The 24,746-nt window shown below is 38.7% G+C and carries 20 protein-coding genes; 14 read left to right on the top strand and 6 right to left on the bottom strand.

Going from position 1 to position 24,746, the window contains the following annotated elements:
* Window positions 1-199 precede the first annotated feature (199 nt).
* A complete protein-coding gene (locus tag WG906_RS09970; protein WP_339992443.1) occupies window positions 200-589 on the top strand; it encodes a hypothetical protein in 390 nt (129 codons plus the stop codon).
* 120 nt (window positions 590-709) lie between these two features.
* A complete protein-coding gene (locus tag WG906_RS09965) occupies window positions 710-2,260 on the top strand; it encodes a malate:quinone oxidoreductase (protein WP_339992442.1) in 1,551 nt (516 codons plus the stop codon).
* Between the two features lie 70 nt (window positions 2,261-2,330).
* On the opposite strand, the gene WG906_RS09960 is transcribed toward WG906_RS09965, so the two are convergent.
* Window positions 2,331-2,996, bottom strand: coding sequence for an arylesterase (locus tag WG906_RS09960; protein WP_339992441.1), 666 nt, complete (start codon window positions 2,994-2,996; stop codon window positions 2,331-2,333).
* A gap of 211 nt (window positions 2,997-3,207) precedes the next feature.
* Between WG906_RS09960 and WG906_RS09955 the strand changes: the two genes are divergently transcribed.
* The 3 genes from WG906_RS09955 (at window position 3,208) to WG906_RS09945 (ending at window position 7,017) form a co-directional block, all read left to right on the top strand.
* Window positions 3,208-3,903: an ABC transporter ATP-binding protein gene (locus WG906_RS09955; RefSeq protein WP_339992440.1), complete on the top strand. Its 696-nt coding sequence runs from the start codon at window positions 3,208-3,210 to the stop codon at window positions 3,901-3,903.
* Window positions 3,896-6,454: an ABC transporter permease gene (locus WG906_RS09950; protein WP_339992439.1), complete on the top strand. Its 2,559-nt coding sequence runs from the start codon at window positions 3,896-3,898 to the stop codon at window positions 6,452-6,454. The genes WG906_RS09955 and WG906_RS09950 overlap by 8 nt, the downstream gene beginning before the upstream one ends.
* A gap of 134 nt (window positions 6,455-6,588) precedes the next feature.
* Complete coding sequence (locus tag WG906_RS09945) at window positions 6,589-7,017, top strand: hypothetical protein (protein WP_339992438.1); 429 nt, start codon at window positions 6,589-6,591, stop codon at window positions 7,015-7,017.
* Window positions 7,018-7,019: 2 nt separating this feature from the next.
* On the opposite strand, the gene WG906_RS09940 is transcribed toward WG906_RS09945, so the two are convergent.
* Window positions 7,020-7,253: a hypothetical protein gene (locus WG906_RS09940; protein ID WP_339992437.1), complete on the bottom strand. Its 234-nt coding sequence runs from the start codon at window positions 7,251-7,253 to the stop codon at window positions 7,020-7,022.
* 241 nt (window positions 7,254-7,494) lie between these two features.
* Here WG906_RS09940 and WG906_RS09935 point away from each other — a divergent pair, with 241 nt between their 5' ends.
* The 6 genes from WG906_RS09935 (at window position 7,495) to porN (ending at window position 14,119) form a co-directional block, all read left to right on the top strand.
* Window positions 7,495-8,508: a DUF4271 domain-containing protein gene (locus WG906_RS09935; protein WP_339992436.1), complete on the top strand. Its 1,014-nt coding sequence runs from the start codon at window positions 7,495-7,497 to the stop codon at window positions 8,506-8,508.
* A 6-nt stretch (window positions 8,509-8,514) separates the two neighbouring features.
* Window positions 8,515-9,282, top strand: coding sequence for a uroporphyrinogen-III synthase (locus WG906_RS09930; RefSeq protein WP_339992435.1), 768 nt, complete (start codon window positions 8,515-8,517; stop codon window positions 9,280-9,282).
* A gap of 196 nt (window positions 9,283-9,478) precedes the next feature.
* A complete protein-coding gene (gene porK / locus WG906_RS09925; protein WP_339992434.1) occupies window positions 9,479-10,792 on the top strand; it encodes a T9SS ring complex lipoprotein PorK/GldK in 1,314 nt (437 codons plus the stop codon).
* Between the two features lie 62 nt (window positions 10,793-10,854).
* Window positions 10,855-11,670: a type IX secretion system motor protein PorL/GldL gene (porL, locus tag WG906_RS09920; protein WP_339992433.1), complete on the top strand. Its 816-nt coding sequence runs from the start codon at window positions 10,855-10,857 to the stop codon at window positions 11,668-11,670.
* Between the two features lie 42 nt (window positions 11,671-11,712).
* Window positions 11,713-13,245: a type IX secretion system motor protein PorM/GldM gene (gene porM / locus WG906_RS09915; protein WP_339992432.1), complete on the top strand. Its 1,533-nt coding sequence runs from the start codon at window positions 11,713-11,715 to the stop codon at window positions 13,243-13,245.
* 7 nt (window positions 13,246-13,252) lie between these two features.
* Window positions 13,253-14,119, top strand: coding sequence for a type IX secretion system ring subunit PorN/GldN (porN, locus tag WG906_RS09910; RefSeq protein ID WP_339992431.1), 867 nt, complete (start codon window positions 13,253-13,255; stop codon window positions 14,117-14,119).
* 52 nt (window positions 14,120-14,171) lie between these two features.
* On the opposite strand, the gene uvrC is transcribed toward porN, so the two are convergent.
* The 4 genes from uvrC to ade all read right to left on the bottom strand — a co-directional run bounded on the left by uvrC (window position 14,172) and on the right by ade (window position 22,868).
* Window positions 14,172-15,995: an excinuclease ABC subunit UvrC gene (gene uvrC, locus WG906_RS09905; RefSeq protein WP_339992430.1), complete on the bottom strand. Its 1,824-nt coding sequence runs from the start codon at window positions 15,993-15,995 to the stop codon at window positions 14,172-14,174.
* Between the two features lie 22 nt (window positions 15,996-16,017).
* Window positions 16,018-18,279, bottom strand: a complete 2,262-nt coding sequence (locus WG906_RS09900) for a transglycosylase domain-containing protein (RefSeq protein ID WP_339992429.1) — start codon at window positions 18,277-18,279, stop codon at window positions 16,018-16,020.
* Window positions 18,280-18,282: 3 nt separating this feature from the next.
* Window positions 18,283-21,111, bottom strand: a complete 2,829-nt coding sequence (gene porW, locus WG906_RS09895) for a type IX secretion system periplasmic lipoprotein PorW/SprE (RefSeq protein WP_339992428.1) — start codon at window positions 21,109-21,111, stop codon at window positions 18,283-18,285.
* A 122-nt stretch (window positions 21,112-21,233) separates the two neighbouring features.
* Entirely contained in the window at window positions 21,234-22,868 is a 1,635-nt protein-coding gene (ade, locus tag WG906_RS09890) for an adenine deaminase (protein ID WP_339992427.1), read from the bottom strand.
* A gap of 79 nt (window positions 22,869-22,947) precedes the next feature.
* Here ade and WG906_RS09885 point away from each other — a divergent pair, with 79 nt between their 5' ends.
* The 3 genes from WG906_RS09885 to atpB are packed head-to-tail and all read left to right on the top strand — an operon-like array spanning window position 22,948 to window position 24,739.
* A complete protein-coding gene (locus WG906_RS09885; protein WP_339992426.1) occupies window positions 22,948-23,190 on the top strand; it encodes an AtpZ/AtpI family protein in 243 nt (80 codons plus the stop codon).
* Window positions 23,187-23,576 carry a hypothetical protein gene (locus WG906_RS09880; RefSeq protein ID WP_339992425.1) on the top strand — a complete coding sequence of 130 codons (390 nt, stop codon included), beginning with the start codon at window positions 23,187-23,189 and terminating at the stop codon, window positions 23,574-23,576. The genes WG906_RS09885 and WG906_RS09880 overlap by 4 nt, the downstream gene beginning before the upstream one ends.
* A 53-nt stretch (window positions 23,577-23,629) precedes the next feature.
* The gene (gene atpB / locus WG906_RS09875; RefSeq protein ID WP_339992424.1) at window positions 23,630-24,739 is read left to right on the top strand and encodes a F0F1 ATP synthase subunit A; all 1,110 of its coding nucleotides are present in this window, start codon (window positions 23,630-23,632) and stop codon (window positions 24,737-24,739) included.
* Window positions 24,740-24,746 lie beyond the last annotated feature (7 nt).

Genomic DNA, 24,746 nt, shown 5'->3' with positions numbered 1-24,746 from the left:
CATAAAAAAGAATTATTATTTATAAGTGATCATATTTACAACAGCTTAATAGCTAACATGTTCCATTTAGTGTAAAAATTAGATTCAAGATAGAATATTGGCCTTTTTTAGTTAATCGTGTCCGATACCCTGATTTGTTGCTAATGAATCAGAAATATATCTTAAAACAATACTAATCATGATGTTGTCTATGATAACAATGGATTTATCAACTCAAATTACCTGGCTGTTTATGCTTTCTATTCCGGTAGCTTGTATTGCCTGGACAGTTACGCAAGAGGAAATATTTAAGGAGCCCCGTGAATATTGTATTGCGCGTTCTCAAGACTGTGAAAGCTTATTGAAAAGGAAGCTTTTTTATCTTTTCACGTGCGAGTATTGCTTTAGCCATTATGTGGCAGCTATTTTTCTTGTTATTACAGAGTTTCATTTTCTTTTTACCGATTGGAGAGGGTATCTGCTTTCAGGCTTTTCCATTGTTTGGATAGCCAATTTTTATATGAGCCTGTACGCACTTATCCGGATAGGCTTGAAAAAGGGAAGAATTGTAACAAAAATTGAGGAACGAAAGATCCAGGATGAAGATTAGACTGTTCTTAAATATGCCTTTTCAAAATGTTTGCTTTCAAAAGGCTGATTTTCTGCGTTTTCTATGATTGCTTAATCTTTTCATGTTATAAAAACACTTTACTTTGAATTTTATTTATTCATGAAAAGCTTTTTGAAAGCTTGCATCTTAACAATCATGACAAAAAAGGATAAAAGTAAAAAGAAGAACACCGACGTAGTATTGATTGGTGCCGGAATTATGAGTGCCACATTGGGCGTTTTATTGAAGGAACTTGATCCTGAACTAACCATCGAGATTTTTGAACGTATGGATATCGTGGCGGCGGAGAGTTCGGATGCATGGAACAATGCCGGTACCGGACACTCAGCTTTTTGCGAATTAAATTACACCCCGGAGCTTGTAGATGGGTCGGTAGAAATACACAAAGCAATAAAAATTGCTGAATCTTTTGAAGTTTCAAAACAATTCTGGGCACACCTGGTGCAAAATAACAGGGTTAAACTTCCTGAAAGCTGGATCCAGAAGATTCCGCACATGAGTTTTGTGTGGGGGCATAAAAATGTAAACTTTTTGCGGAAACGCGTTGATGCCTTACAGCAATGTGTTCTTTTTCATGGAATGGAATACACTGAAGATGAAAGTAAATTGAGGGAATGGATGCCCCTTATCATGCAGGGGCGTGATAACTCAGAAAAGCTGGCAGCCACACGGATGGATATTGGAACAGATGTTAACTTCGGTGCGCTGACCCGTTGCATGTTTAATCATTTGAAATCTTTACCCGGGGTTACTTTAAATTTTAATCATGAAGTCCGGGATCTTAAGCAAAAGAAGGCTGTATGGGAAGTGAAAGTGAAGGAATTGGAAAGCGGGGATAAACGAAAAGTAAAAGCTGATTTTGTTTTTATAGGTGCCGGAGGAGGTTCGTTGCCATTGTTGTTAAAATCAGACATTCCTGAAGGAAAAGGCTTTGGCGGATTCCCGGTAAGCGGACAATGGTTGCGTTGCACGAATCCGGAAATCATAGAAAAGCATTATGCTAAAGTATATGGAAAGGCGCCTGTAGGGTCGCCTCCCATGTCTGTACCTCATTTAGATACTAGAATTATTAAAGACAAGAAAGAGCTTCTTTTTGGCCCTTACGCCGGATTTACAACTAAATTTTTAAAAAATGGATCGATACTCGATCTGCCATTGTCAATCAAAGCCGCCAACCTTGTTCCGATGCTTGCGGCGGGTTTAAAAAATATGCCTCTTACAAAATATCTGATCGATCAGGTACGCCAGTCGCCGGAGGACCGTATAGAGGCTTTACGCGAGTTTTTCCCCGAAGCACGGCTAGAAGACTGGGAACTGGAAATTGCCGGGCAACGAGTTCAGGTTATTAAAAAGGATCCCGTTGAAGGCGGTATTCTGGAATTTGGAACTGAGGTGGTTTGCTCCAAAGACGGATCAATAGCGGCATTGTTAGGCGCCTCACCCGGGGCCTCAACGGCGGTTTCTATTATGATAAACTTATTGAGTTTGTGCTTTAAAGATCGCTTAGTATCTGCTGAATGGCAGAATAAGTTAAGAACCATGATTCCGTCATATGGTAAATCTCTTGCCGGCGACGCTCAACTGCTGGAGGAGGTAAGAAGCTGGAGCACCGAAATACTGGGTCTAGCTCACGCAGAATATTCTCAATAATTATTTATTTCGCTGAAGAAGAGAGATCAATAGATGTTATTCCTAAGATCTCTCTTTTAGAGGTGCCCGATTACAATTCGTTTTTCAATACCTCCCAGACATTTTCGGCAACAATTCTATACCCTTCGCCGGTAGGATGAATACCATCTCTTAAATTCAATTCTGCATTGCCTGCAACGCCTTCCAGCATAAAGGGTACAAAAGGTATTTTGTTCTGTTCTGCAATTTGCCTGAAGATCACACGAAAATCAGATACATATTTTCCTCCCATATTTGGAGGGACTTCCATCCCCAATAAAATACGTTTTGCCTTAGGAAATCTCAGTTTTACAGTATCAAGTATTGATTGGAGATTTTTTTTTGTTTCGCTTACTTTAAGGCCCCGCAACCCGTCATTAGCACCTAATTCCAATACGAAAACATCGATTTGTTGTTTTAATAACCAATTTATTCTGACTGCTCCACCGGCGGTTGTCTCGCCGCTTAAACCTGCATTAATAACTTTATAGGGAAGGTTTAAAGAATCTATTTTTCTTTGAATCACCGCCGGGAAGGCTTCTTCAGGATCCTCCAGACCATAACCTGCTGTTAAACTGTTTCCAAAAAATAAAATAGTTTTTCGTGGTTTAGATGCAGCCGGGCCGCTTTTATTAGTGTTGCGCCCTCCCTGGTTTTCATTACTGCAACTGGTCATAAGTATGGTCATTAAAAAGAAAATTGATAGTGTGTGCCTCATTTTGTTATTTTATGGATATTCAATACCGAAAGTTCATTGCATTAACTTAATAACGCTTAAACCTTCCTTGTTTAGTATTATCTTGTTCCGGTAGTATTTTTAAACATGTTCTCTTAGGTTTGGTTTATGCATAATACATTTGATTTGTAATAATTTTAAACTTTTTTACTCAAACTTTTGCGCTTTTGTTAAAGCGTCATAACTTACGAATGTGGAGAAAATTCTGAATATACAAGATCTGGGTAAAACTTACCTGAGTGCAGGCCGCAATTTAACAGTTTTAGATAAGATAAATTTTTCTGTAGATGCGGGATCGACTTTGGCTATTGTCGGCCCGTCGGGGAGTGGTAAAACAACACTATTAGGCTTATGCGCAGGTTTGGATCGTTCATCAACAGGTTTAGTAGAACTTAACAATATCCGTATCGATCAGCTCAGCGAAGACAAACGGGCGCAGGTTCGAAATCAATATGTAGGTTTTATTTTTCAAAACTTCCAGTTACTTCCTACATTAACTGCATTGGAAAATGTAATGGTTCCTTTAGAATTGAGGGGCGAGAGAAACATTAAACCTAAAGCAATGGAACTTTTGGATAAAGTAGGATTGTCTGACCGTAGTCACCATTATCCCTCTCAATTGTCTGGCGGTGAACAGCAGCGCGTATCTCTGGCAAGGGCCTTTTCTAATAGTCCGAAAATTTTATTCGCCGATGAACCTACCGGGAATCTGGATGCCGAAACAAGTGAACGAGTGGTTAAGTTAATTTTTGATTTGAATAAGGAAGCCGGAACTACTTTGGTTTTAGTCACTCACGACATGGAACTTGCATCAAAAACTCAACGCATAATCAGAATTAAAGGTGGAGTTATCATTGCTGATGATTTAAGCATAAACTTAAATGGCTAATATAAATTCGAATATGCGGGTTAATGTTGGCTGGCTTTTTAAAATGGCATGGCGCGATAGCCGGAGAAGCAGATCAAGGTTGTTTCTTTTTATTTCTTCCATTATTCTGGGGATTGCTGCCTTGGTGGCTATTTATTCTTTCGGAGATAATCTGAAAAAGGATATCGACGCGCAGGCTGCGGGTTTATTAGGTGCAGATCTTTCAATTTCCAGTAATAAGCCTGTTTCTGAAGAAATGCAGAAACTTTTGGATTCAATAGGCGATGAGCGCTCGCAGCAAAGAAGTTTTGCTTCAATGGTTTATTTTCCAAAAAGCCAGGGTACTCGATTGGTGCAGGTAAAGGCACTGGAAGGCGATTTTCCCTATTACGGCAGCCTGGAAACTATTCCGGTTCAGGGAGGAAAAAATTTCAGAGATTCCCAGACGGTCATAGTCGATAAAACGCTGATGCTGCAATTTAATGCAGCAGTGGGCGATTCTCTTAAGGTGGGAGAGGTTACCTTCAAAATTGCCGGGATACTTCAAAAGGCCCCCGGACAAACTGGTATATCTGCTTCTGTTGCGCCGGTAGTATACATACCATTCAAATATCTCGAACCAACTGGTCTATCTAAAAAGGGGAGCAGAATTAACAGCCAGTATTTCTATAAATTTAAAAATGCAGACGAAGTTGAAAAACTCATCAAGCGGATTGAACCACGTTTAGATAAAGCTGACCTTGACTATCAAACTGTAGAGGGACAGAAACGCGATACCGGCAAATCATTTGAAGATTTAACACGTTTCCTTTCTCTTGTTGGGTTCGTTGCCCTGTTACTTGGGTGTATAGGTGTCGCCAGCGCAATTCACATATATATCCGCGAGAAATTAGCTACCATCGCTATTTTGAGATGTATGGGCGTAAAAGCTTATCAGGCATTCTTAATTTATTTGATCCAGATTGTAGGGATAGGTTTTATAGGTTCCGTCATCGGTGCCTTTCTCGGTACAATAGTGCAGCAGATACTACCTGTAGTGCTGAAAGACTTTTTGCCCGTAGAAATATCTGTAATTGTATCGTGGACCGCAATATTACAAGGGGTACTGCTGGGTATAATCATTTCAATTTTGTTTGCTCTGCTTCCTCTGGTATCTGTCAGAAATATTTCTCCTTTAAATACACTTCGGATAACTTACCATGAAACCAGCCTTTTTAAGGATCCGGTAAAATGGATCGTTTATCTGCTGATATTGATTTTCATTATAGGGTTTTCCTATTTGCAGTTAAATAGCTGGCGAGAGGCAGCCTTTTTTACAGGCGCAGTTATTTTTGCTTTTATAATATTGACAGCCACAGCCTCACTCTTAATTTGGATGGTTAGAAAGTTCTTTCCTGTCTCCTGGAGTTATTTGTGGCGGCAGGGCTTAGCAAATTTGTTCAGGCCCCATAACCAAACTCTAATATTAATTGTTTCTATAGGTTTGGGAACAGCATTTATAAGTACGCTTTTCCTTGTGCAGGATATTCTTATAAACAGGGTAACTATTTCTGCCAGCGGGAATCAGCCAAATATGGTTTTGTTTGATATTCAGACGAATCAGAAGGAAAAAGTTGCTGTAATTACGAAGGAACAGGGATTGCCTGTAATCAGTGAAGTTCCCATTGTGACGATGAGAATTGAAGAGGTAAATGGGTATACTGCTGCTGACGTGAAAAAAGATAGTACTTTAAAAGTTTCGCGCCGAGCTTTCAACTCCGAGCTGAGAGTTACCTATCGGGATACGTTAACTACCTCCGAACGGATTACAAAAGGAAAATGGATTGGAAACATAACGCCAAATGGAGTGGTTAATGTTTCTTTAGAAGAAGGTTATGCCAACCGGATTCATGTGAATATAGGAGATACCATAACTTTTAATGTGCAAGGCGCACTCATTCAAACAGTTGTCAGCAGCTTTCGCGAAGTCGATTGGAATCGCATTCAGACAAATTTCAGACTGGTATTTCCTACAGGTGTTTTAGAAGAAGCCCCGCAGTTTCATGTTATGATGACACGGGTTCCGGACAGCGAAACATCGGCTAAATTTCAGAAAGTAATTGTTCAGGAGTTTCCTAATATATCTGTTATTGACCTGGCACTTGTGCTAAGTGTACTGGATGATATTTTAAAAAAAATAGGCTTTGTTATTCAGTTTATGGCTGCTTTCAGCATTATTACAGGGCTGGTAGTTTTAATCGCATCAGTTCTTATCAGCAAATACCAGCGAATACAGGAGAGTGTGCTATTGCGCACTTTAGGAGGCAGCAAAAAGCAAATTTTAATCATCACAGCACTTGAGTATTTCTTTCTTGGAGCTTTAGCAGCTGCAACGGGGATATTCCTTTCTTTAGGAGCAAGCTGGGCTCTGGCTGTTTATACTTTTAAAACGTCTTTTAATCCTCAGACAAGTCCATTAATTCTTCTTTTTCTCCTTATTTCTGCTTTAACAGTAATAATCGGATTAATTAATAGCCGCGGAATTTTAAACCGTCCTCCCCTGGAAGTATTAAGAGGAGTTGATGGTATTTAACTGTGATTAAAGCCCCCTGTAGGCAAGATGAGAAGAGTGAATCAAAACAAGGCTTTTCCCAATTGATGGTGGATCATATGGTATCATCACGTAAATAATTAGCTTTGGGGGCGATACTTTAAACAGGTTTAAGTATGAATATTATGTTTTCGGAATATCCTTATATGAAATTTAGCCTTTCTGCTATAGCCCTGACATTAATATTATTTTCATCTTGTACTAAATCGGTTAAACCAGAACAGCTTTACGGAGAATGGAAATATGTCAAAGTTGAAAATCTTCATCAAAACCCTGCATACATAATGCCGGATGAAGAACTGAAAGCCGAAAATCCTTCTATTCAATTTTCAAATGCTAACGATTTGGTGATCATGTGGGGTGGAAAGCGCCTTTCGTATGGCAAATTCAGAATGGAAGATAATATGATTCGTTATAAAGAAAATCTTTCTGGAGGAATAACCCGAGAGTTTCCATTTCTTATCAAAGAAATTTCTTCTGAAAAACTTGTTTTTGAAACAATGGAACAAGATGCCACCCGTATAACAGCAGTTAGATCAAAATAAGCTTACCTGTCGATGCGGTAGCTATTCAATTGCAGCGATATTCGATGTTCTAAATCTTTATCGATTTTACCGGGATTATCTTCAAGTTCCCAGCCACCGTCTTTTGTAGCCTTAAATGTTGCTAAAACGTTGTTATCTTTAAAAACTTCAAATGTATCAGAATGTCTCTCTGTTTGTACTTCATAATCTGCAAACGAACCATCGCTTAACAGCACCTGAAAATCAAATCTTTCCATGATAATTTTTGTCTTCGATTTAATAACCGTTTTCTAAAGGTAGAGTTTTAAATAAAGCAATCTTTATTTGGGTCATCTGTTGAGAACATCCATAGGTGATGATTTATATTTAGCAAGTAAGCAGCAATGAAAATCTTAGTATGATTTTTGACTGTATAAATGCATAATAAAGATTTAGGAAAACAAGATAATAATCAGGTAATTTGCAAACAAAGTTTCGATTGAGATATTGATTAATTTAATGCCGGGGAAAAACTTTCTGCTTTTATTAGGATTCTGGATCTGGAGTGCTGCAGCTGTTGCTCAGGTTGATTCTGTATCCGCGCGCGTGCCAGTGCTTTCTGAACCACAATATAGAAGACCGGTATTTCGGGATTCGGCCTATTTAGCAAGATTGCAGGCTAAAAAAGATTCTATTAAACATCTTAAGGATTCTTTGAAGGCAGTAGGCGATTCACTTAGTTTTCTTTGGATAAAAAGGCCCGATCCAAATCGGCCCAACCAGTTTATTGACAGTTTGATAAAGCTGTATTCAGTAGAAAATCTAAACTTTCAGGAATGGACAAATAAGTTTCCCAAAAAGGTAGAACGGTATGATAAAGGACAGCCGCGTCCTAAAGGCGAGCTATGGATAATTGCTTTTGTGTTTTTGCTTCTGTTTTGTTTTGCAGTACTGAAAAATGCTTTCGCAAAAGAATTATCTGCAATAATTCATGCCTTTTACAGTAACAGGGTTTTAGGTCAGATAAATAAAGAAGAGAAATTTTTTAATTCATGGCCATTTATTTTTCTTTATCTCCTGTTCGGATTTACAATAGGAATGTACCTTTATCAGTGCGGAAAGTATTTCCAACTTTCTTATGGGTATACAGGTTTTAATTTATTTATCCATCTTTCAATAATCGTAATTGCCTTATTCACAGCTAAGATCATTATCCTTCGACTGCTTGGTTTTCTATTCAATGCAGGGAAGATTGTCAAAGAATATATTTCCATATTGATTCTGAGTTATTTTAATGCGGCTCTTTTGTTTTTGCCGATCGTTATTGCATTTTGCCTGTCACCAGCACGATTCGCCCCAATATATATTTATATGTCGCTGATATTAATCGCAGCAATTTTCTTCTTTCAATACTTACGGGCGGCTACAAATATTTTATCGAACTATAGGTTTCCTTTAATATATTTTATTTTCTATCTTTGTGCCCTCGAAATTTGCCCATTATTAATTCTGATAAAAGCCCTTAGGTTCTAGAAATATATGGTATCAACAGATGCAAGAAAGAAAAAGGTAAAAAGTATACTGGTTACCCTTCCTAAGCCAGAGAACGATAAGTCGCCTTACTATGATCTCGCTAAGAAATTCAACATAAAGGTAGATTTCCGCTCATTCATACATGTAGAAGGCGTTCCGGCAAAGGAATTCAGGAAAGACAAAATAAATATTGCTGACTTTACTGCCGTAATTTTCACAAGTAAAAACGCTGTTGACCACTTTTTTCGTGTATGCGAAGAGATGCGTTATGAAGTGCCGGCTGAGATGAAGTATTTTTGTTTGTCCGAAACCATCGCTTTATACCTTCAGAAATATATTCAATATAGAAAACGTAAGATCTTTTTTGGAAAACAAACCGCCAGCGACCTTGCTGAGGTTCTTAAAAAACATGCTTCAGAGCAATTTCTTTACCCCTGCTCTGATGTCTCTGCAGAAGAAACACAGAAATTCTTACAAGAGAACGGTTATAATTTCACGCAGGCTGTATTGTTCAGAACAGTATGCAGTGATCTTTCCGACCTTGCCAATGTTTTTTATGATATAATAGTATTTTTCAGCCCATCGAGTATTCAATCTCTCTATAAAAACTTTCCAACCTTTGAGCAAAAAGAAACCCGGATTGCAGCCTTTGGTGTGAGTACTCAAAAAGCTATTGCCGACCGAAGCCTGATAGTTGATATACCTGGTCCAACCCCAATTGCACCCAGTATGACCATGGCAATCGAGCAGTATATTAAGCAGGTGAATAAGTAAAACCAGGCTATCCGTAAAAAATCTTTAATTATCAGTAACATTTGCCTTTTTTATCCGTACCAAGGTGTCTGAAAGTTTATGAGTTATAACAATTAACCATAAAAATTTTCATAAGTTTACTGTTTGGATAATCATTTTTAATAAATAAATTTATTATCAATAACATCGATAGTTAAAAGGTATGCCTTTAAATACAATGAAGAAATTTTACGTTATCGCTCTCGCAATTATTGCGGCTCTCTCAAGCGGATGTGGAAACAAATCCGGGGGTGAGTTGGTCGGGGTTAAGACTAAAAAAGTCTCTACAAGAACTATTCCTTTTGGAATGGTTTATATTCCTGCCGGCTCTTTTGTTATGGGCCAAACTGATCAGGATATTACATATGCTCAAATAGCTCAAAATAAACAGGTTACAGTTCAGGCGTTTTACATGGACGAAACTGAAATTACAAATAGCGAATACCGCCAGTTTGTTAATTGGGTAAGAGATTCCATTGCGATTAAAGATTATCTGCAAGACCCTAATTATTATTTGAAGCCTAAAAAGGGAGCAGCGGCAGATGCCGGCGGGCCACAATACATTGATTGGAAAAAAGCAAAAACCATTTGGAGTAATAAAAAAGGCGGTGCTGCAAATGCTTCGAAACTACAGGCAATGTATTATCAGGGCGACGATCGCGTTTTTGACAGAAATGAGATTGATGTTCGCTTGCTTAAATACAATTTAGAAATTATGAAGCTCCGTGAAGCTGCAAACTATCGCGGTGATAAAACAAGAACACGGTCTGATAATATTCTTCGCGATACAGTAGCTATTTACCCTGATACCCTGGTATGGCTTTCGGATTTTGCTTATGCAGCAAATGAACCACTGACTCAGGGTTATTTTTCACACCCTGCGTTTAAAAACTATCCTGTAGTAGGGGTAACATGGCGTCAGGCGCGTGCATTTACAGTTTGGCGCACACGTTTATATGCCACCTACGCTGCCAGCAGAAAACTTCCTGAATATATCCGGTCTGATTATATGTTGCCTACTGAAGCTGAATTTGAATATGCAGCCCGGGGCGGAAGGGTTGGTAATGATTATCCATGGGGTGGTCCATATATCAGAAATGCTAAAGGATGTTTAATGGCTAACTTCAAACCGGGAAGAGGTAATTATATTGACGACGGAGGAGCATTCACAGTGAATGTAAAATCGTATTTCCCTAACGATTACGGCTTGTATAATATGGCTGGCAATGTTGCTGAATGGACTTCTTCTGCTTATGATGAATCGGCGAATACATTTACTCATGATTTGAATCCAACATTCAATTATGAAGCAAAAGGGGGCGATCCTGAAGTGTTAAAACGTAAATCAGTACGCGGTGGCTCATGGAAGGACATTGGCTATTTTCTTCAAAATTCAACCCGCTCTTTCGAATATCAGGATACCGCGAAATCTTATGTTGGTTTCCGCTGCGTAACAAAATACCAGGGAAGAGACATAAAAGATAAAAACTAAACAAATCACAAGTACACACTTTTTATTTTAAAATCAAATTTCTAACTTCTTCTTGAATTTTTATGGCTGGTAAATCATCTTTCAAATTAGAACCGCTCCACACAGCAATTTCGTGGGGTGCAAGCGTGGTAATCATTGGTGCATTATTTAAAATCCTGCATTTGGGAGGTATTTGGGGTAATTATATGATCGGTGCAGGATTGGCTGTTGAGGCATTTTTGTTTTTCCTGACAGGATTTTTTGCTCCGGCCAAAGAACCAGCATGGCATAGAGTATATCCCGAGTTAGACGAGAGCTTTGATGGGGAACTTCCTAAAGTGAGTCCCCGTGCTGTTTCTGTTTCCGCATCTCATTCATCAACAGCAGCTTTAGACAAAATGCTTGAGGATGCTAAAATTGGTCCTGAATTGATTCAAAGCTTAGGTACAGGTCTAAGAACCTTTGGAGACAAAGTAGCGACAATCTCCTCGGTTGCCGATGCTTCTACAGCTACAAATGAATTTACCACAAAGGTTAAAACGGCAAGTGCCAGTTTTGACAAGTTAAGTGTGTCATTTGATAAAGCTTCTTCTAACCTTCAGGAAATGGCTAATTCGAATACCGATTCAAAAGCCTATCACGATCAGGTGAATAGCCTTGCTAAAAATCTTTCTGCATTAAACGCAGTATACGAGCTTGAATTACAAGATTCAAGCGCTCATTTAAAATCAATGAACAAGTTTTATCAGAACCTTTCATTGACCATGCAAAACTTTAATGAGTCTATGGATGATTCTAAGCAATTTAAAGAGGAGGTGGGTCGCCTGGCTAAAAACCTGTCTTCTTTAAATTCTGTCTACGGAAACATGCTTTCGGCAATGAATCAGCCACGTGTTTAATTATTAATTGTTTAATTGATTATAAGAAAATTTAAATAACGCATGGCTGGAGGTAGAGAGACCGCAAGACAGAAGATGATCAATATCATGTATTTGGTATTGCTCGCGATGCTTGCATTAAACGTTTCTGATACAATTTTGAATGCCTTTAAAAATATCAACGATAGTTTGGTGGCATCAAGAACAAATGTTGAAGCGAGTGTGGGCCAATTAGTGGCGTCATTCGAAAATACCAAATTAAAAGATGAACCTGTCAGAGCAAGGCCTATTTTTGAAAAGGCTCAACAGGCCCGGAAAATTGCAGGAGATTTAAATAGTTATATTGAGAATTTAAAAACTCAGTTTACAACTGCCGGTCAGGGAATTGACGCAGAGACCGGAGATCTTGTTGAACGTTCTAATCAGGACATTGCTCCTGGAATAATGATCAACAAGAAGGAGGGGGAAAAATTGAAAACTAAAATAAATCAAACCCGCGAAAGTCTGTTAGCCTTGCTTGATCCTAAAGATCGGGCTAGTGTAACATTTTCTTTAGAAGCCAAAGATCCAGAGAAAAGGGTAAATGGAGTAAGGAAATCCTGGGAAGAAGTTAATTTTGGTGAAGGTACTCCTCTTACGGCTGCAATGACTATTCTGAGTAAAGTGCAGTCGGATGTGAAAAATGCCGAGTCAGATGTTATCAAGAAATTATTTGGTAAAATGGATCAGGCCGTTGTTAATTTGGATCAGTTTGCTGCAGTCGCTGTTGCGCCCACCTCTTATTTGATTCAGGGACAACCGTATACTGCCGAGGTGTTTTTGACAGCTTATGATTCAAAGTCAAATCCTTCAATTTCAATAAATGGCTCAGGTGTTCCTGTGAGAAATGGGAAAGGTACATATACCGTTTCGACCGGCCGTGAAGGAATATTTTCATGGAAAGGAAGAATCGCAGTTAAGCAAACTGACGGAACCATTAAATATTACGAAACAACTGAGCAGAAATACCAGGTGGCCCGACCATCTGCCGTGGTATCACCCACAAAAATGAATGTTTTCTATATCGGTGTACCCAATCCTGTTTCAATTTCAGCGCCTGGAATCCCTAAAGAAAGCTTAAGGGTAAGTATGTCTGGTGGAAGCATCTCCGGTTCGAACGGAACATATGTAGTTAAAGTTAGTTCTGCAGGTACTGCAAAGGTTAATGTTTCTGCCGAAATCGGAGGAAAAACACAAACTATAGGAAGTCAGGAGTTTAGAGTGAAGCGAATTCCCGATCCTGTTCCTCAATTCGCAGGAAAATCAGGAGGAATAATGAGTTCTGTTGCAATTAAGAGTCAAAATACTGTATTTGCAAAATTAATTGGCTTTGATTTTGATGCAACATTCAGGGTTACTGGTTTTACATTAGTTATCGCTAAGAAAGGTGCAGATGCTGTGGTTTTAAAAGCATCCGGTAGTAGTTTAACCCCTGCTATGCAAAGCGCAATGAAGATAGTGGCTCCTGGTACCAGAGTTTTTTTCGATGAAATTACGGCATCCGGTCCGGATGGATCAACACGATTGATAGGTTCAATTGGTTTAACCGCAAATTAAAAAGATTATGAAAAAGATGTTTTTGCTGGCTGTTTCCTTTTTATGTACTGCAAGCCTTTTTGCACAACAACCAAATTTGGGCAATTCAACCACACCGGTTCAAAAAGAGAAGCCATTAGATGGCCATTATAAAAAAGACAATCTTTTAAATGCAAAGGTTACACCTTATGCAAACCTTCGTGAAGCTGATGTTATGTTTCAGAAGCGTGTTTACAGAGAGATGGATCTTCGGGAGAAAATGAACCGTATTTTTTCTTCTCCCAAAGCAAGGCTTATTGATGTAATTATGGAGGCCGTGGCAACAGGTGAAATGACTGCATATGCTCATCCCGTTGGTGGGGATCCATCTATAAATGAATTTTCTACAGTTCTTAAACCTGAAGAAGCTAAGGGGAAATTTGCGGATAGTGTTTTGGTACAACAATTTGATGCAAACGGCGATCCTGTTGGTAATGGTTCTATGGTTGCTGGTGAATTCAACCCTGATAGTATTGTTAAATTCCAGATTAAAGAAGACTGGATTTTTGATAAGCAACGTTCAATCTACGAACCGCGGATTATCGGTATAGCTCCAATGGTTAAAATTAAAGCAGCAGGGCAGGATTTAGGAGAGCAGCCCGCTTTCTGGATTTATTTCCCAGAAGCAAGACATACTTTTGTAACAAAAGAAGTAATGAGTCGTGCAAATGATGCAACCGGCCTAAGTTACGACGATATGTTTATGAAGCGGCTCTTCGAAAGCTATATTGTGAAAGTTTCAAATCCTGATGATCTGCGTATTAAAGATTACGCGCAGGGCATAGATAAGCTGTATGAATCTGAAAGAATTAAGAAAGAAATGATTGATTACGAACACGATTTGTGGTCATATTAGAATGGTGTGATACTGAATTTATTTCAGGATCCGGACATAAAAATATCCCCTGCTAAAATTCAGCAGGGGATTTTTTATTAATATCAAAATAAGATAGCAGTGCTGCTGCCTGTTTGGTGTTTACTACTTTGCTTAATTCTTCTTCTGTTGCTTCCCTTATATTCTTTACCGATTTAAAGTATGTCAGGAGCTTTTGCGAACTTGTTTTCCCAATTCCGGGTATACGTTCTAGTTCCGTAACTAATGTTCCTTTATCGCGTTTATTTCGATGGAAAGTGATTCCAAAACGGTGTGCTTCATCGCGTAACTGCTGAATGATTTTTAGCGTTTCTGACTTTTTATCAAGGTACATAGGATACTGATCACCGGGATAAAAAATTTCTTCGAGGCGTTTCGCGATACCTATTATCGTTAGCTGATTTTCGATGCCTAACTGCTTCAGACTTTTAATCGCTGAGCTTAACTGACCTTTGCCACCATCAATTACTACCAATTGCGGGAGCGGAGTTCCTTCTTCCAGCATTCGGCGGTAACGACGAAAAACCGCTTCTTCCATTGTCGCGAAATCGTTCGGCCCTTCTACTGTTTTAACATTAAAATGCCTGTAATCTTTTTTGCAGGGTTTTGCATCTCTGAATACGACAATTGCAGACACCGGGTATTTCCCCTGGAAGTTTGAGTTATCGAAGCATTCAATGTGCCGCGGAAGCTGGTTCAGCCGGAGATCTTTCATCATTTGCGTTAATAAACGCTCTGTTCTGATTTCCGGGTTAAGCTTTTCGTACTGATCGAGTTTTTCACGCTTAAAAAAGGCAACGTTTTTTTGGGATAGATCAAGCAGTTTTTTCTTCTCTCCCAGCTTTGGAACCGTGAATTTTAATTTTGGATCATCTATCTCAAGGTCAAACGGAATAATAATCTCTTTTGAGGTGCTTTCAAATCTTGTTCTGAATTCTGAAATAGCAATAGTTAACAGTTCCTCATCCGTTTCATCCAGCTTCTTTTTAATTTCAAGGGTTTGCGTTTGAATAACCGTGCCATTCATCACTTTTAAATAATTTACAAAGGCATGCTTTTCATCCGTTGCTATATTGAAAACATCCACATCCGAAATAGAAGAGTTTACTATGGTTGATTTACTTTGATATTTTTCCAGGAGATCAAATTGCTTCTTTAACCGGTGGGCTTCCTCAAAGTTAAGTTCCGCAATGGCCTCTTCTAACTGCGACTTGAGCTTTCGTATAACTACGCCTGTTTTCCCGCACAGAATATCTTTAATATCTTCTATGCTTTTGTTATAATCTTCTTCATCCTGATAAGCCTGACATGGCCCCTTGCAATTGCCTATCTGATATTCGAGACAAACCTTAAATTTCCCAGCAGCGATGTTGTCAGTACTTAGGGGAAGGTTGCAGGTGCGTAGAGGATAGAGTTCTTTTACCAGGTCAAGAATCGTATGCATCATGCTTACGGATGCATATGGCCCTAAATATTTCGAGCCATCCTTTACCATGTTACGTGTCCAGTAAATACGGGGAAAGCGCTCATTCTTAATGACAATCCATGGGTAGGTTTTGTCATCTTTGAGCATTACATTATATCTTGGCTGGTGCTTTTTGATCAGGCTATTTTCTAAAAGCCAAGCATCAATCTCAGTATCTACAAGGGTAAAAGTAATGTTAGCAATCTTACTAACCAGCACTCTGGTTTTAGCATTTATGCGATAGTTATCCTTATTGAAGTAGGAACTAACCCTGTTTTTTAAATTTTTTGCCTTACCAATATAGATTAAGTCACCTGATATATCCCAATACTGGTATACGCCGGGCTTAGGTGGAATTTTACGCAGAGCTTCCCGATGATCAAATTTATCCATACTTCCACGACCTCAAAAATGTCTATTTTTTTATCACCGTCGATAAAGGTGCCACTGTAGTAGCAGGCTGAACAGTGCTGGAATCAGTTACTTTCGGTGCATATGCATCACAATTTAAAACTGTGCTTACACCACCCGGAGGAGTTTCAAAATCACCTTTGGTATATTTTAACTTGGGATCTGCATATACTTTCTTCATGTATAAAGCAAAAACGGGTAAGGCTGAATTTGCTCCTTCGCCCTGATCAGTAGAACTAAAATGAATTGCACGGTCTTCGGCCCCGGTCCACACACCTGTAACCAGCTGCGGTGTGATGCCCACAAACCAGCCATCAGAATTATTTTGCGTAGTTCCTGTTTTACCTCCAATAGGGTTATTCAGATTATATTTGTAACGTAATCTGACGCCAGTTCCATTCTGAACTACACCTTTTAGCATATCTACCATTACATAAGCAACCTGTGGATTTAAAACTTCCCGTACCTGCGGCTTATTTTCATATAGAATATTGCCGTTTTTATCCTCTATACGCAAAAGATAAATTGGTTCTGTCCACACACCCTGGTTTACAAAGGTTGAATATGCTCCAACCATATCGTATAAGCTTGCATCAAAGGTTCCCAGGCAAATTGACGGGTAGGCAGGGACATCTGTGGTGATTCCCATCTTTTTAGTCAGCGTTGAAACAGCGGTTGCGCCAACTTGCTTCATCATATAAGCGGTGACAAAGTTTTCTGAATGGGCCAGCGCGGTTTTTAGAGTTAAGGCACCGGGACGGGGAGAATGAGCCCGTGGTGTCCAGTTATCAATCGTAACAGGCTCATTCAGGACCTGGTAGCAGGGAGAGTAGCCTTCATTAATTGCAACAGCATAGGTAAAGGGCTTAGCCGTAGAACCAACCTGACGTGACCCCATTTTTACCTGGTCGTACTTAAAGTGTTCGAAATTAATTCCGCCTACCCATGCCCGTACGTAACCGGCATTTGGTCCGCTCGGCTCCATAGACATCATGGCATTTCTAAGTAAGAGCTTGTAATACTTGACAGAATCAAGAGGTGTCATCATGGTATCAATTTCACCTTTCCAGCTATAAACTGTCATTTTGGTCTTTGTCCTGAAGTTCTTTAATATATCCCCTTCTGTAAGGCCGTCTTCTTTTAGTTGCTGATATCTGTCTGATCTTTTTATGCCTTGTTCAAGCAAATGTTCAGCTTCCTGAAATTTAAACGGATCCCGGCCTTTCCATGATCTGTTAAACTGTCTTTGTAACTGCGCGATATACTCTCTTTGTGCTTCTTCAGCATAACGCTGCATATGCGAGTTTATAGTAGTATAAATTTTTAATCCATCGCGGTCTAAATCGTATGGAGTGTCATCGGCTTTTCTGATATTTTGAACTTCAAAGATCTTTTGAATATCCTTTTTAAGAACAGCCCTGAAGTAAGGCGCTAAGCCAACATTATGATCGGCCGGATTAAACTTAAGAACCAAGGGTTTTTGTTGAAGTTCTTCGGTATCTGCTGCAGTTAGATAACCTGCTTTATACATGTTGGTCAAAACCGTGTTCCTTCTTGCCAGAGAGCGTTCAGGATTGCGCACCGGATTATACAAAGAGGGGCCCTTTAACATTCCTACAACAACAGCCGCTTGTTCGGGACTTAGTTTGTCTGGAGTGGTATTAAAAAATGTGCGGGCAGCGGATTTAATGCCATAACTGTTATATGCAAAATTCACCGTGTTAAGATACATGGTGATAATTTCTTCCTTGGTATATTGTCTCTCAAGCTTAATTGCAGTTATCCATTCCTGTAGTTTTTGCACAACCCTTTTCAGGAATACCTTGGAACGGCCTTCTTCTGAAAACAGATTTAATGCCAGTTGCTGCGTTATGGTACTAGCACCCTGTTGCTTTCCTATCAAATTATAAAATAGAATGGTAAAGGTTCGTTTGAAATCAATTCCGGAGTGATTATAAAAGCGAATATCTTCAGTGGCTATCAGCGCATTGATAACATTCGGAGAAATCTCGTCATATCTTACTGTAGAGCGGTTTTGAGCGAAATAGCTGCCAATAACGATACCGTCATCGGATATAATATCAGAAGATTGATTGCTTTTAGGGTTTTCAAGGTCCTTAAATGTTGGCAGTGCACCAAAAATTCCCAAACCTATACTAAAGAGAAGTATGATCCCAAAAGAGATACATCCGATAACAATTTTCCAAAAAGTAACGGTATAACGGTTTACTTCATGTTTTGTTAAACCGGTAGTCTTTTTTTGCATATTTTAATTACTGTTCTTGTAAAATTCAGTGTATGAATTGATAACTGCCCTGCTTTGTAATTTTTCAAGGCCTTCTTTTGTGATCACGAAGGTAGTATATTGTTCAGCAGGAACCTTCATAATGTCGCTAAGAAGAGGTACAATCGCCCTTTCATAGGCCTTTACGTCCTCAAAAGTCTGAAAAACACCTACATAAATTAACTGATTTTCATTGTTGGCCTCTTGGAGCTGATGTTTTAAGGAAGAACCCGAATATTTGGATCTGTTAAACTGGCCAACACCAAACCGGGAGGAGCTTAAGTTATAACGGATATCTGTAACATTAATTACAAAATAGTATTCTGCGGCACCAGGTAAGTTAAAAGGGCTGTCTTTAGCCTTAATAGCAGGCGATTCAACCGTTGAGGTGGTTTCAGGCACTTCAATTAAAGGTTGTGGTTGCGAAATTACTGGTGAAGTTATACCATCTGTTTTTGCCGGTTGCTGTCCTGGAAGGACTGAGTTATCTGTTTTTGAAACTAAAGCGTTTTGAGGCTGCGCAGAACTGGTTAATGGTGCTGGTGCTGCTGCCGGTACAAGAGCAGGAACCGGTTCTTCAACAAAAAACGGCATGGTCGGATCATAATCTAAAAGAGCAGTTGTTCTGGAAGCCACCTGGGCTCTGTTAGTTTCTATGAATTGTAAATGCTGTTTTACCAATGGTGTGATTAATTCATCTGAAGGATAATTGGCTGCCAGCTGTATAAGTTCATTTTCAAACGGAGGGAGCTTTTGAAGGTGGCCTGTAGCTAATGCATTTAGGTAAGCTAACTGCGGAGATAGCTTATTTGGCCCATAAATTTGATCTATTTGTTGAATTGCCGATAAAACAGAAGTATATTTTCTTTCTGTATAAAGGTTAAACACCTCGTTATACGCTTTATTTAAAGCCATTACTTTCTCATCCGCTTCCCGGGAATAATTCGGGTCCTGAATTACTTTGGCAAATGGCGAATCAGGGAACTTTGAAAGTATTAAATTTTTATAAGCTGTGGATTTTTCAGAGTTGCTGGGTTGATACAATCTGTATAGATTATAATATACCGGTAAATTGTAGGAGCTTTCAGGTGCACGTCCTAATAATTCTTCAAATGTTCTGATTGCGATCTCTTCATCTTTCAGCTCATCTTTATAAAAATTAGCGATATCATAGTATGCTTCTGCAATTTTTTGATTGGATTGCTGCAGTAAAGGTTCTGTTAAAGGCAGATTTTTTAAATAGCTGTCTCGGATTGTTTCTGCACTTAAGGCTGTTGTGCTTGCTGGCAATGATGCTCCTATAGTTGCATCCGGATCGGCAGACATACTTATTGTTGTTTCTGCAGCAGTTTTAGAGACCCGCCTCCAATTGTCTTCAAGACGTCTGTTACCCCATTTACGTTTAAAGTCAGAAAGTCCCTGACTAAGAGCTGTAGAATTATTAAAATAGAACTTTCCTTCTGTGGGTTTGGATAAAGCAGGGACATCAATGCCTGCAGTTAAGTTATTCACTGCTTCCTGATGGTTTACTTGTGAAAGAGCACGTTCTGTTTGTTGTCTTACAAGTTCACCAATTCGTTCTTCTCTTTGTTCTTCAGGCAATTTTGCCAAAGTTTGCAAAGTGTCTTCCCTTGCGATAGTGCGGTAGCGGGAGGCTAGCAATTCGAGATTGCTGCCTTTCTTTTTTATTAAATCATAGCCCGGGTATTTTGGGGATAATGTACTTAGGGTACTATCATAATATGCTTTTGCCTTGATGTAATCAGCTTTATTAAAATAAATGTCGGCAAGTTTTAAATATGTAATTCCTTTTTGGTCGAGGTTTGAGGTGCTCTTTTTTACTGAGATATTATAATTGTTAATGGCATCATTTTCAAGGTTTTGCTCATGATAGATATTGCCTATATGATAATAAATCTGGTCTATAAAATCCTTGTTTTTGTCATCCTTTAACAGAGATTTCAAGCGGGTGATCCTGTCGGAAGATGCTCCGCTTTGTTCCTCTTCAATTCTTATGCGGTTAAGATTTGCATTAAATGCCATTTCAAATGATGCATTGCTTTTAACAACGGCCGAGAAGTTTTTGTAGGCATCTTCATATAGCTTATTTTCAACCTGCAACTGGGCAAGAATATATTTCCATCTGATTATGTTGTGTTTGGAGGTGCCAGCATCTATTGCCTTTTGTAAAACGGCTATTGCCTGAGACTCTTTGTTAGTAGTAATTAGAAGCTGGGCATAACTTGCATAGACATCTGCGATGTTTTTTTTCGAGGTTTCAATGTATTTTAAAGCGGTATCTATTGTATTCGAGGCCTCTGCTATGTTTTCTAATTGTAAAAGAGCTCTGACCTTCCAAACAAGTGATTCTTGCCTTACATCTTTTTCTAAAGGATAGTTGTTGTAGAGGTAACTAAAATATTCTGTAGCGTTAAAAAAGTTGGATTTTAAATAATTTGCTTTGGCTACTAACAGATAGGCGTCGTCAACATAATTGCTATGAAGCTTTTCATTAATTATTGAGTTTGCCTTTTTAATTATAGAATCAAGATTCGTAGCTTCTGCTGCAGATATGGCCTCTGACGGCTCCTTATAAATGGTTAACAGCTGATCATAATTGTCGATATGCGCTTTTTCTATACTTCCTGAGCTCTCCTCTAATAATAAGTTTGCATTATAGATGATATTATAGCGTGCAGTAAGGTTTTGCATTCCACGACTGGTAACAGAGTCTTTTGGGGTGATGCAACCAGCGTAGACGAGTATTGAACCGAAAATGGCGCAACTGGACAGGAACTGAAAATTAGATTTCAAGGCTGAATTTTATTTGACTTAAATACATTAACAAGCTCATGGCAAAAATATTTTATTTCCGGTTAGCGAATGTTAGTTTTTATATTAATATTCTTTCAAAGATAAACTATTGACAGATTTAATCAGGAAGATTCGGATTTTGTAAATTCGAATGTTTCACCATCAAAAAGTCCCAGATCGCTTAGCTTTAATGACGGGATAACCAGCAGGGCCATAAAGGATAGGGTCATAAACGGCGATGATAAATTGGAACCCATTTTTTTGGCCAGAGTGTCTAATTCTGTGTATAACTCAGCAACATCATAGGCGTCTGCGGTAGTCATGATCCCACCGACAGGTAAAGGTAAAACCTTTGAATCGAAAGTTGAAACTGCTGAAATTCCACCTTTACAGCTGATTAGTTGATTAACTGCTTCAATTATAAAATCATCGTTTGAGCCTACGGCAATAATGTTATGCGAGTCGTGGGCAATGGAAGAAGCGATGGCTCCGTCTTTTAAACCGAAATTTTTTATAAAAGCAATAGCCGGTGGCACATCTTTATAACGGTTTTTTACAATGATCTTTAGGATATCTTTTTCCGGGTTTGATTCTATAAATCCATTTGTTATAAATGCCTCAGCCTTTATTTTATTTGTGATAAGTTGACCATCAAGTGCTTCAATTACTAAAATATTTTTGCCTGAAGCTTTAATCCGGATATCGGAGGCACTTATTGCCGTGCAATTAAAATTATTTATCAGGCTTACTTTAACAGAGTCGATAGTGGATCTGCTTTTAGTGGCAACCAGATTCCCATTTATATAAGTTTCTTTTATTTTGAAGGATGTTAGATTATCAGTTATTATGAAATCTGCGAAATCTCCTTTGCGTAGTAAGCCTACGTCAAGGTTGTAATGATTTACAGGGTTCACGCAGGCAGCTTTAAGTACTTTAAAAAGATCAATGCCTTTTTCAATAGCTTTCTTTACCAAATCATTGATGTGTCCCAAAAGCAGACTGTCGGGATGTTTGTCATCAGAGCAAAACATGATCTGATCTTCATAATCGTCTAAAAGACTGATTAAAGCATCAAAGTTTTTAGCGGCGCTGCCCTCACGGATCAGAATTTTCATTCCCAGATTTAATTTCTCCAAAGCTTCTTCCCTGGTGAAACATTCGTGATCTGTACTTATTCCGGCGGCAATATATTGTTGGGCTTTTTCGCCCATTAAGCCGGGAGCGTGTCCATCTACAGGTTTATTGTATTTTTTTGCAATATTGATTTTTTCGAACACCATAGGGTCTTTAAATAAAACACCTGGCCAGTTCATCATTTCTGCCAGATACTTTATTTTGTCGGATTTCAGGAGATCTTCGATTTCTTTCACAGAGATTTCTGCTCCTGCGGTTTCAAATGTTGTAGCAGGCACGCATGAAGGCGCACCAAAGTAAAATTTAAACGGAACCTGATCTCCATTTTCAATCATAAACTTTACACCATCAATGCCACATACATTCGCGATTTCATGAGGATCGGAAACAGTTGCAACTGTTCCGTGAATTACAGCAATGCGGGCAAATTCTGAAGGAACAAGCATGGAGCTTTCTATATGTACATGTGCATCAATAAATCCAGGCAGGATATATTGATTTTCTGCTTCTGGTGTTTCTTCTATTTTTTCGATTCTGTCATTTAAAATAAAAATAGTACCCGGATAAATCCTTTTATTTTCAATGTCAACAATCTGCCCGCTTATAAATTTGCTTTCACCCATTAATATTAGAAATTGCTAATGATAAGATATAGTGTTCAAGATCATAAAAGTAGTACTTTTGCAAATAATTAAACCTGTTATGCAAGAGGAAGAGGATAAAAAGCCGGTAGAAAAGGGAAAAGGATTGCTGAGTAGCTATGCCCAATACTCGGCAATGGGCTTCCAAATGTTTGTTGTAATAGGCGCCTTTACTTATGCCGGTTATAAAATTGACGAAAGAAGACAGGCAAAAACACCTTTGGCCACGGCTTTCTTAAGCTTGGCAGGAGTTCTTATCGCCTTATATATAATTGTTCGTTCCATTAGAAAACTGAAATCTTGAGTTTACGAAACTTTATTTTAATCCTGCTTTTTATAGCTGGAGTATTGGGTTTGACAGCATGGTTAATCGAAGCAAATAATCCTTCAGGAGTTATTCTGGTTCCGAAGTTTTGGGTGATTTTCGGATTTCTCGTAGTGATCACCATAATTGCTTATATCGTATCAATGGCCGGCATAAAAAACGGGGGGGAGAACTCTGTTTTTGTTATTATGGGAGCCATAATAATTAAGTTGCTTTTCTCCATGGGTTTTGTAGTAGTTTACCTGTTGAAATTCAAGGTAAACGGCCTTTTTTTTGCCATCGAATTTTTTTCTTTATATTTCTCATTTACGTCCTTTGAAGTTTATGCATTGTTATGTAACTTGCGCCACCAAAATAAAACGTAAAAAACTTGTAATAAATGTCGTTTACCCACATTTTGAATTCAAAAAAAATTAGATTGAGCGTTGTTTTCGCACTTTTTTTAGTTTTTATTAGTTTCCAGACAGTATCAACAGCTCAAGATTCAGGGCATCGTGATTTAACAGATACTACATTTTCTTCAAGTGTTGAAAGCGACGCTCATATTCCAGCAGTTGAGCACACCGAAGGTGAGGGTGAACACGAGAAATTCGATCCGACGTCTGCAATCATGGAGCATATTGCAGATTCTCATTACTGGCACCTTTGGGGGCACACTTCTTTGCCGCTACCTGTTATACTTATTACTAATAAGGGATCTGAGTTTTTCTCTTCCTCCGAGTTTCATCATGGAGAAAAAGTTTATGCGGGTAAATATTACAGCTATAAGCTTGTCGAAGATAAGATTTATGCTGTAAATGCTGCCGGCGAAATTGACAAGGAAAGTTCTTCGAATGTGTATGACTTCTCAATTACCAAGAATGTGGCGGCTATCTGGCTGGCTGTAATTTTACTGGTTTTGATATTTACTTCGGTTTCAAGAGCCTATAAAAAACGCGAAGGAATGGCGCCTAAAGGCTTTCAGTCTCTTATTGAGCCTGTGATTCTTTTTGTTCGCGATGAAATTGCCAAGCCAAATATCGGGTATAAATACGGAAAGTTTATGCCGCTATTATTGACTATGTTTTTCTTTATATGGATCAATAATCTATTGGGTTTATTTCCATTGTTCCCTGGTGGGGCCAATGTTACAGGGAATATTTTCATGACTTTTGTTCTTGCGTTTATTACTTTACTGGTAACAAACCTGAACGGAAACAAATACTACTGGAAACATATCTTACTTCCGGATGTGCCATGGTGGTTATATCCGATCATGATCCCTGTGGAGATTATCGGAGTTATTTCTAAGCCTTTCGCATTGATGATTCGTTTGTACGCTAACATCTCTGCGGGTCACATCATTGTTTTGAGCTTGGTTTCATTGATATTTATATTCAAATCTCTGGCCATCGCTCCTGTTTCTGTTGCTTTCGTTTTATTCATGGATGTTCTGGAACTTTTAGTTGCATTTCTTCAGGCATTTATTTTTACCATGCTTACCGCCCTGTTTATCGGAACAGCGGTTGATGAGCATGCACATCACTAGTATCATT

This window comes from Pedobacter superstes (assembly GCF_037622515.1).
GTDB classification, from domain to species: Bacteria; Bacteroidota; Bacteroidia; order Sphingobacteriales; family Sphingobacteriaceae; genus Paradesertivirga; species Paradesertivirga superstes.
Note: the sequence above shows the minus strand (reverse complement) of the source record. Positions and strands in the feature narration are given on the sequence as shown.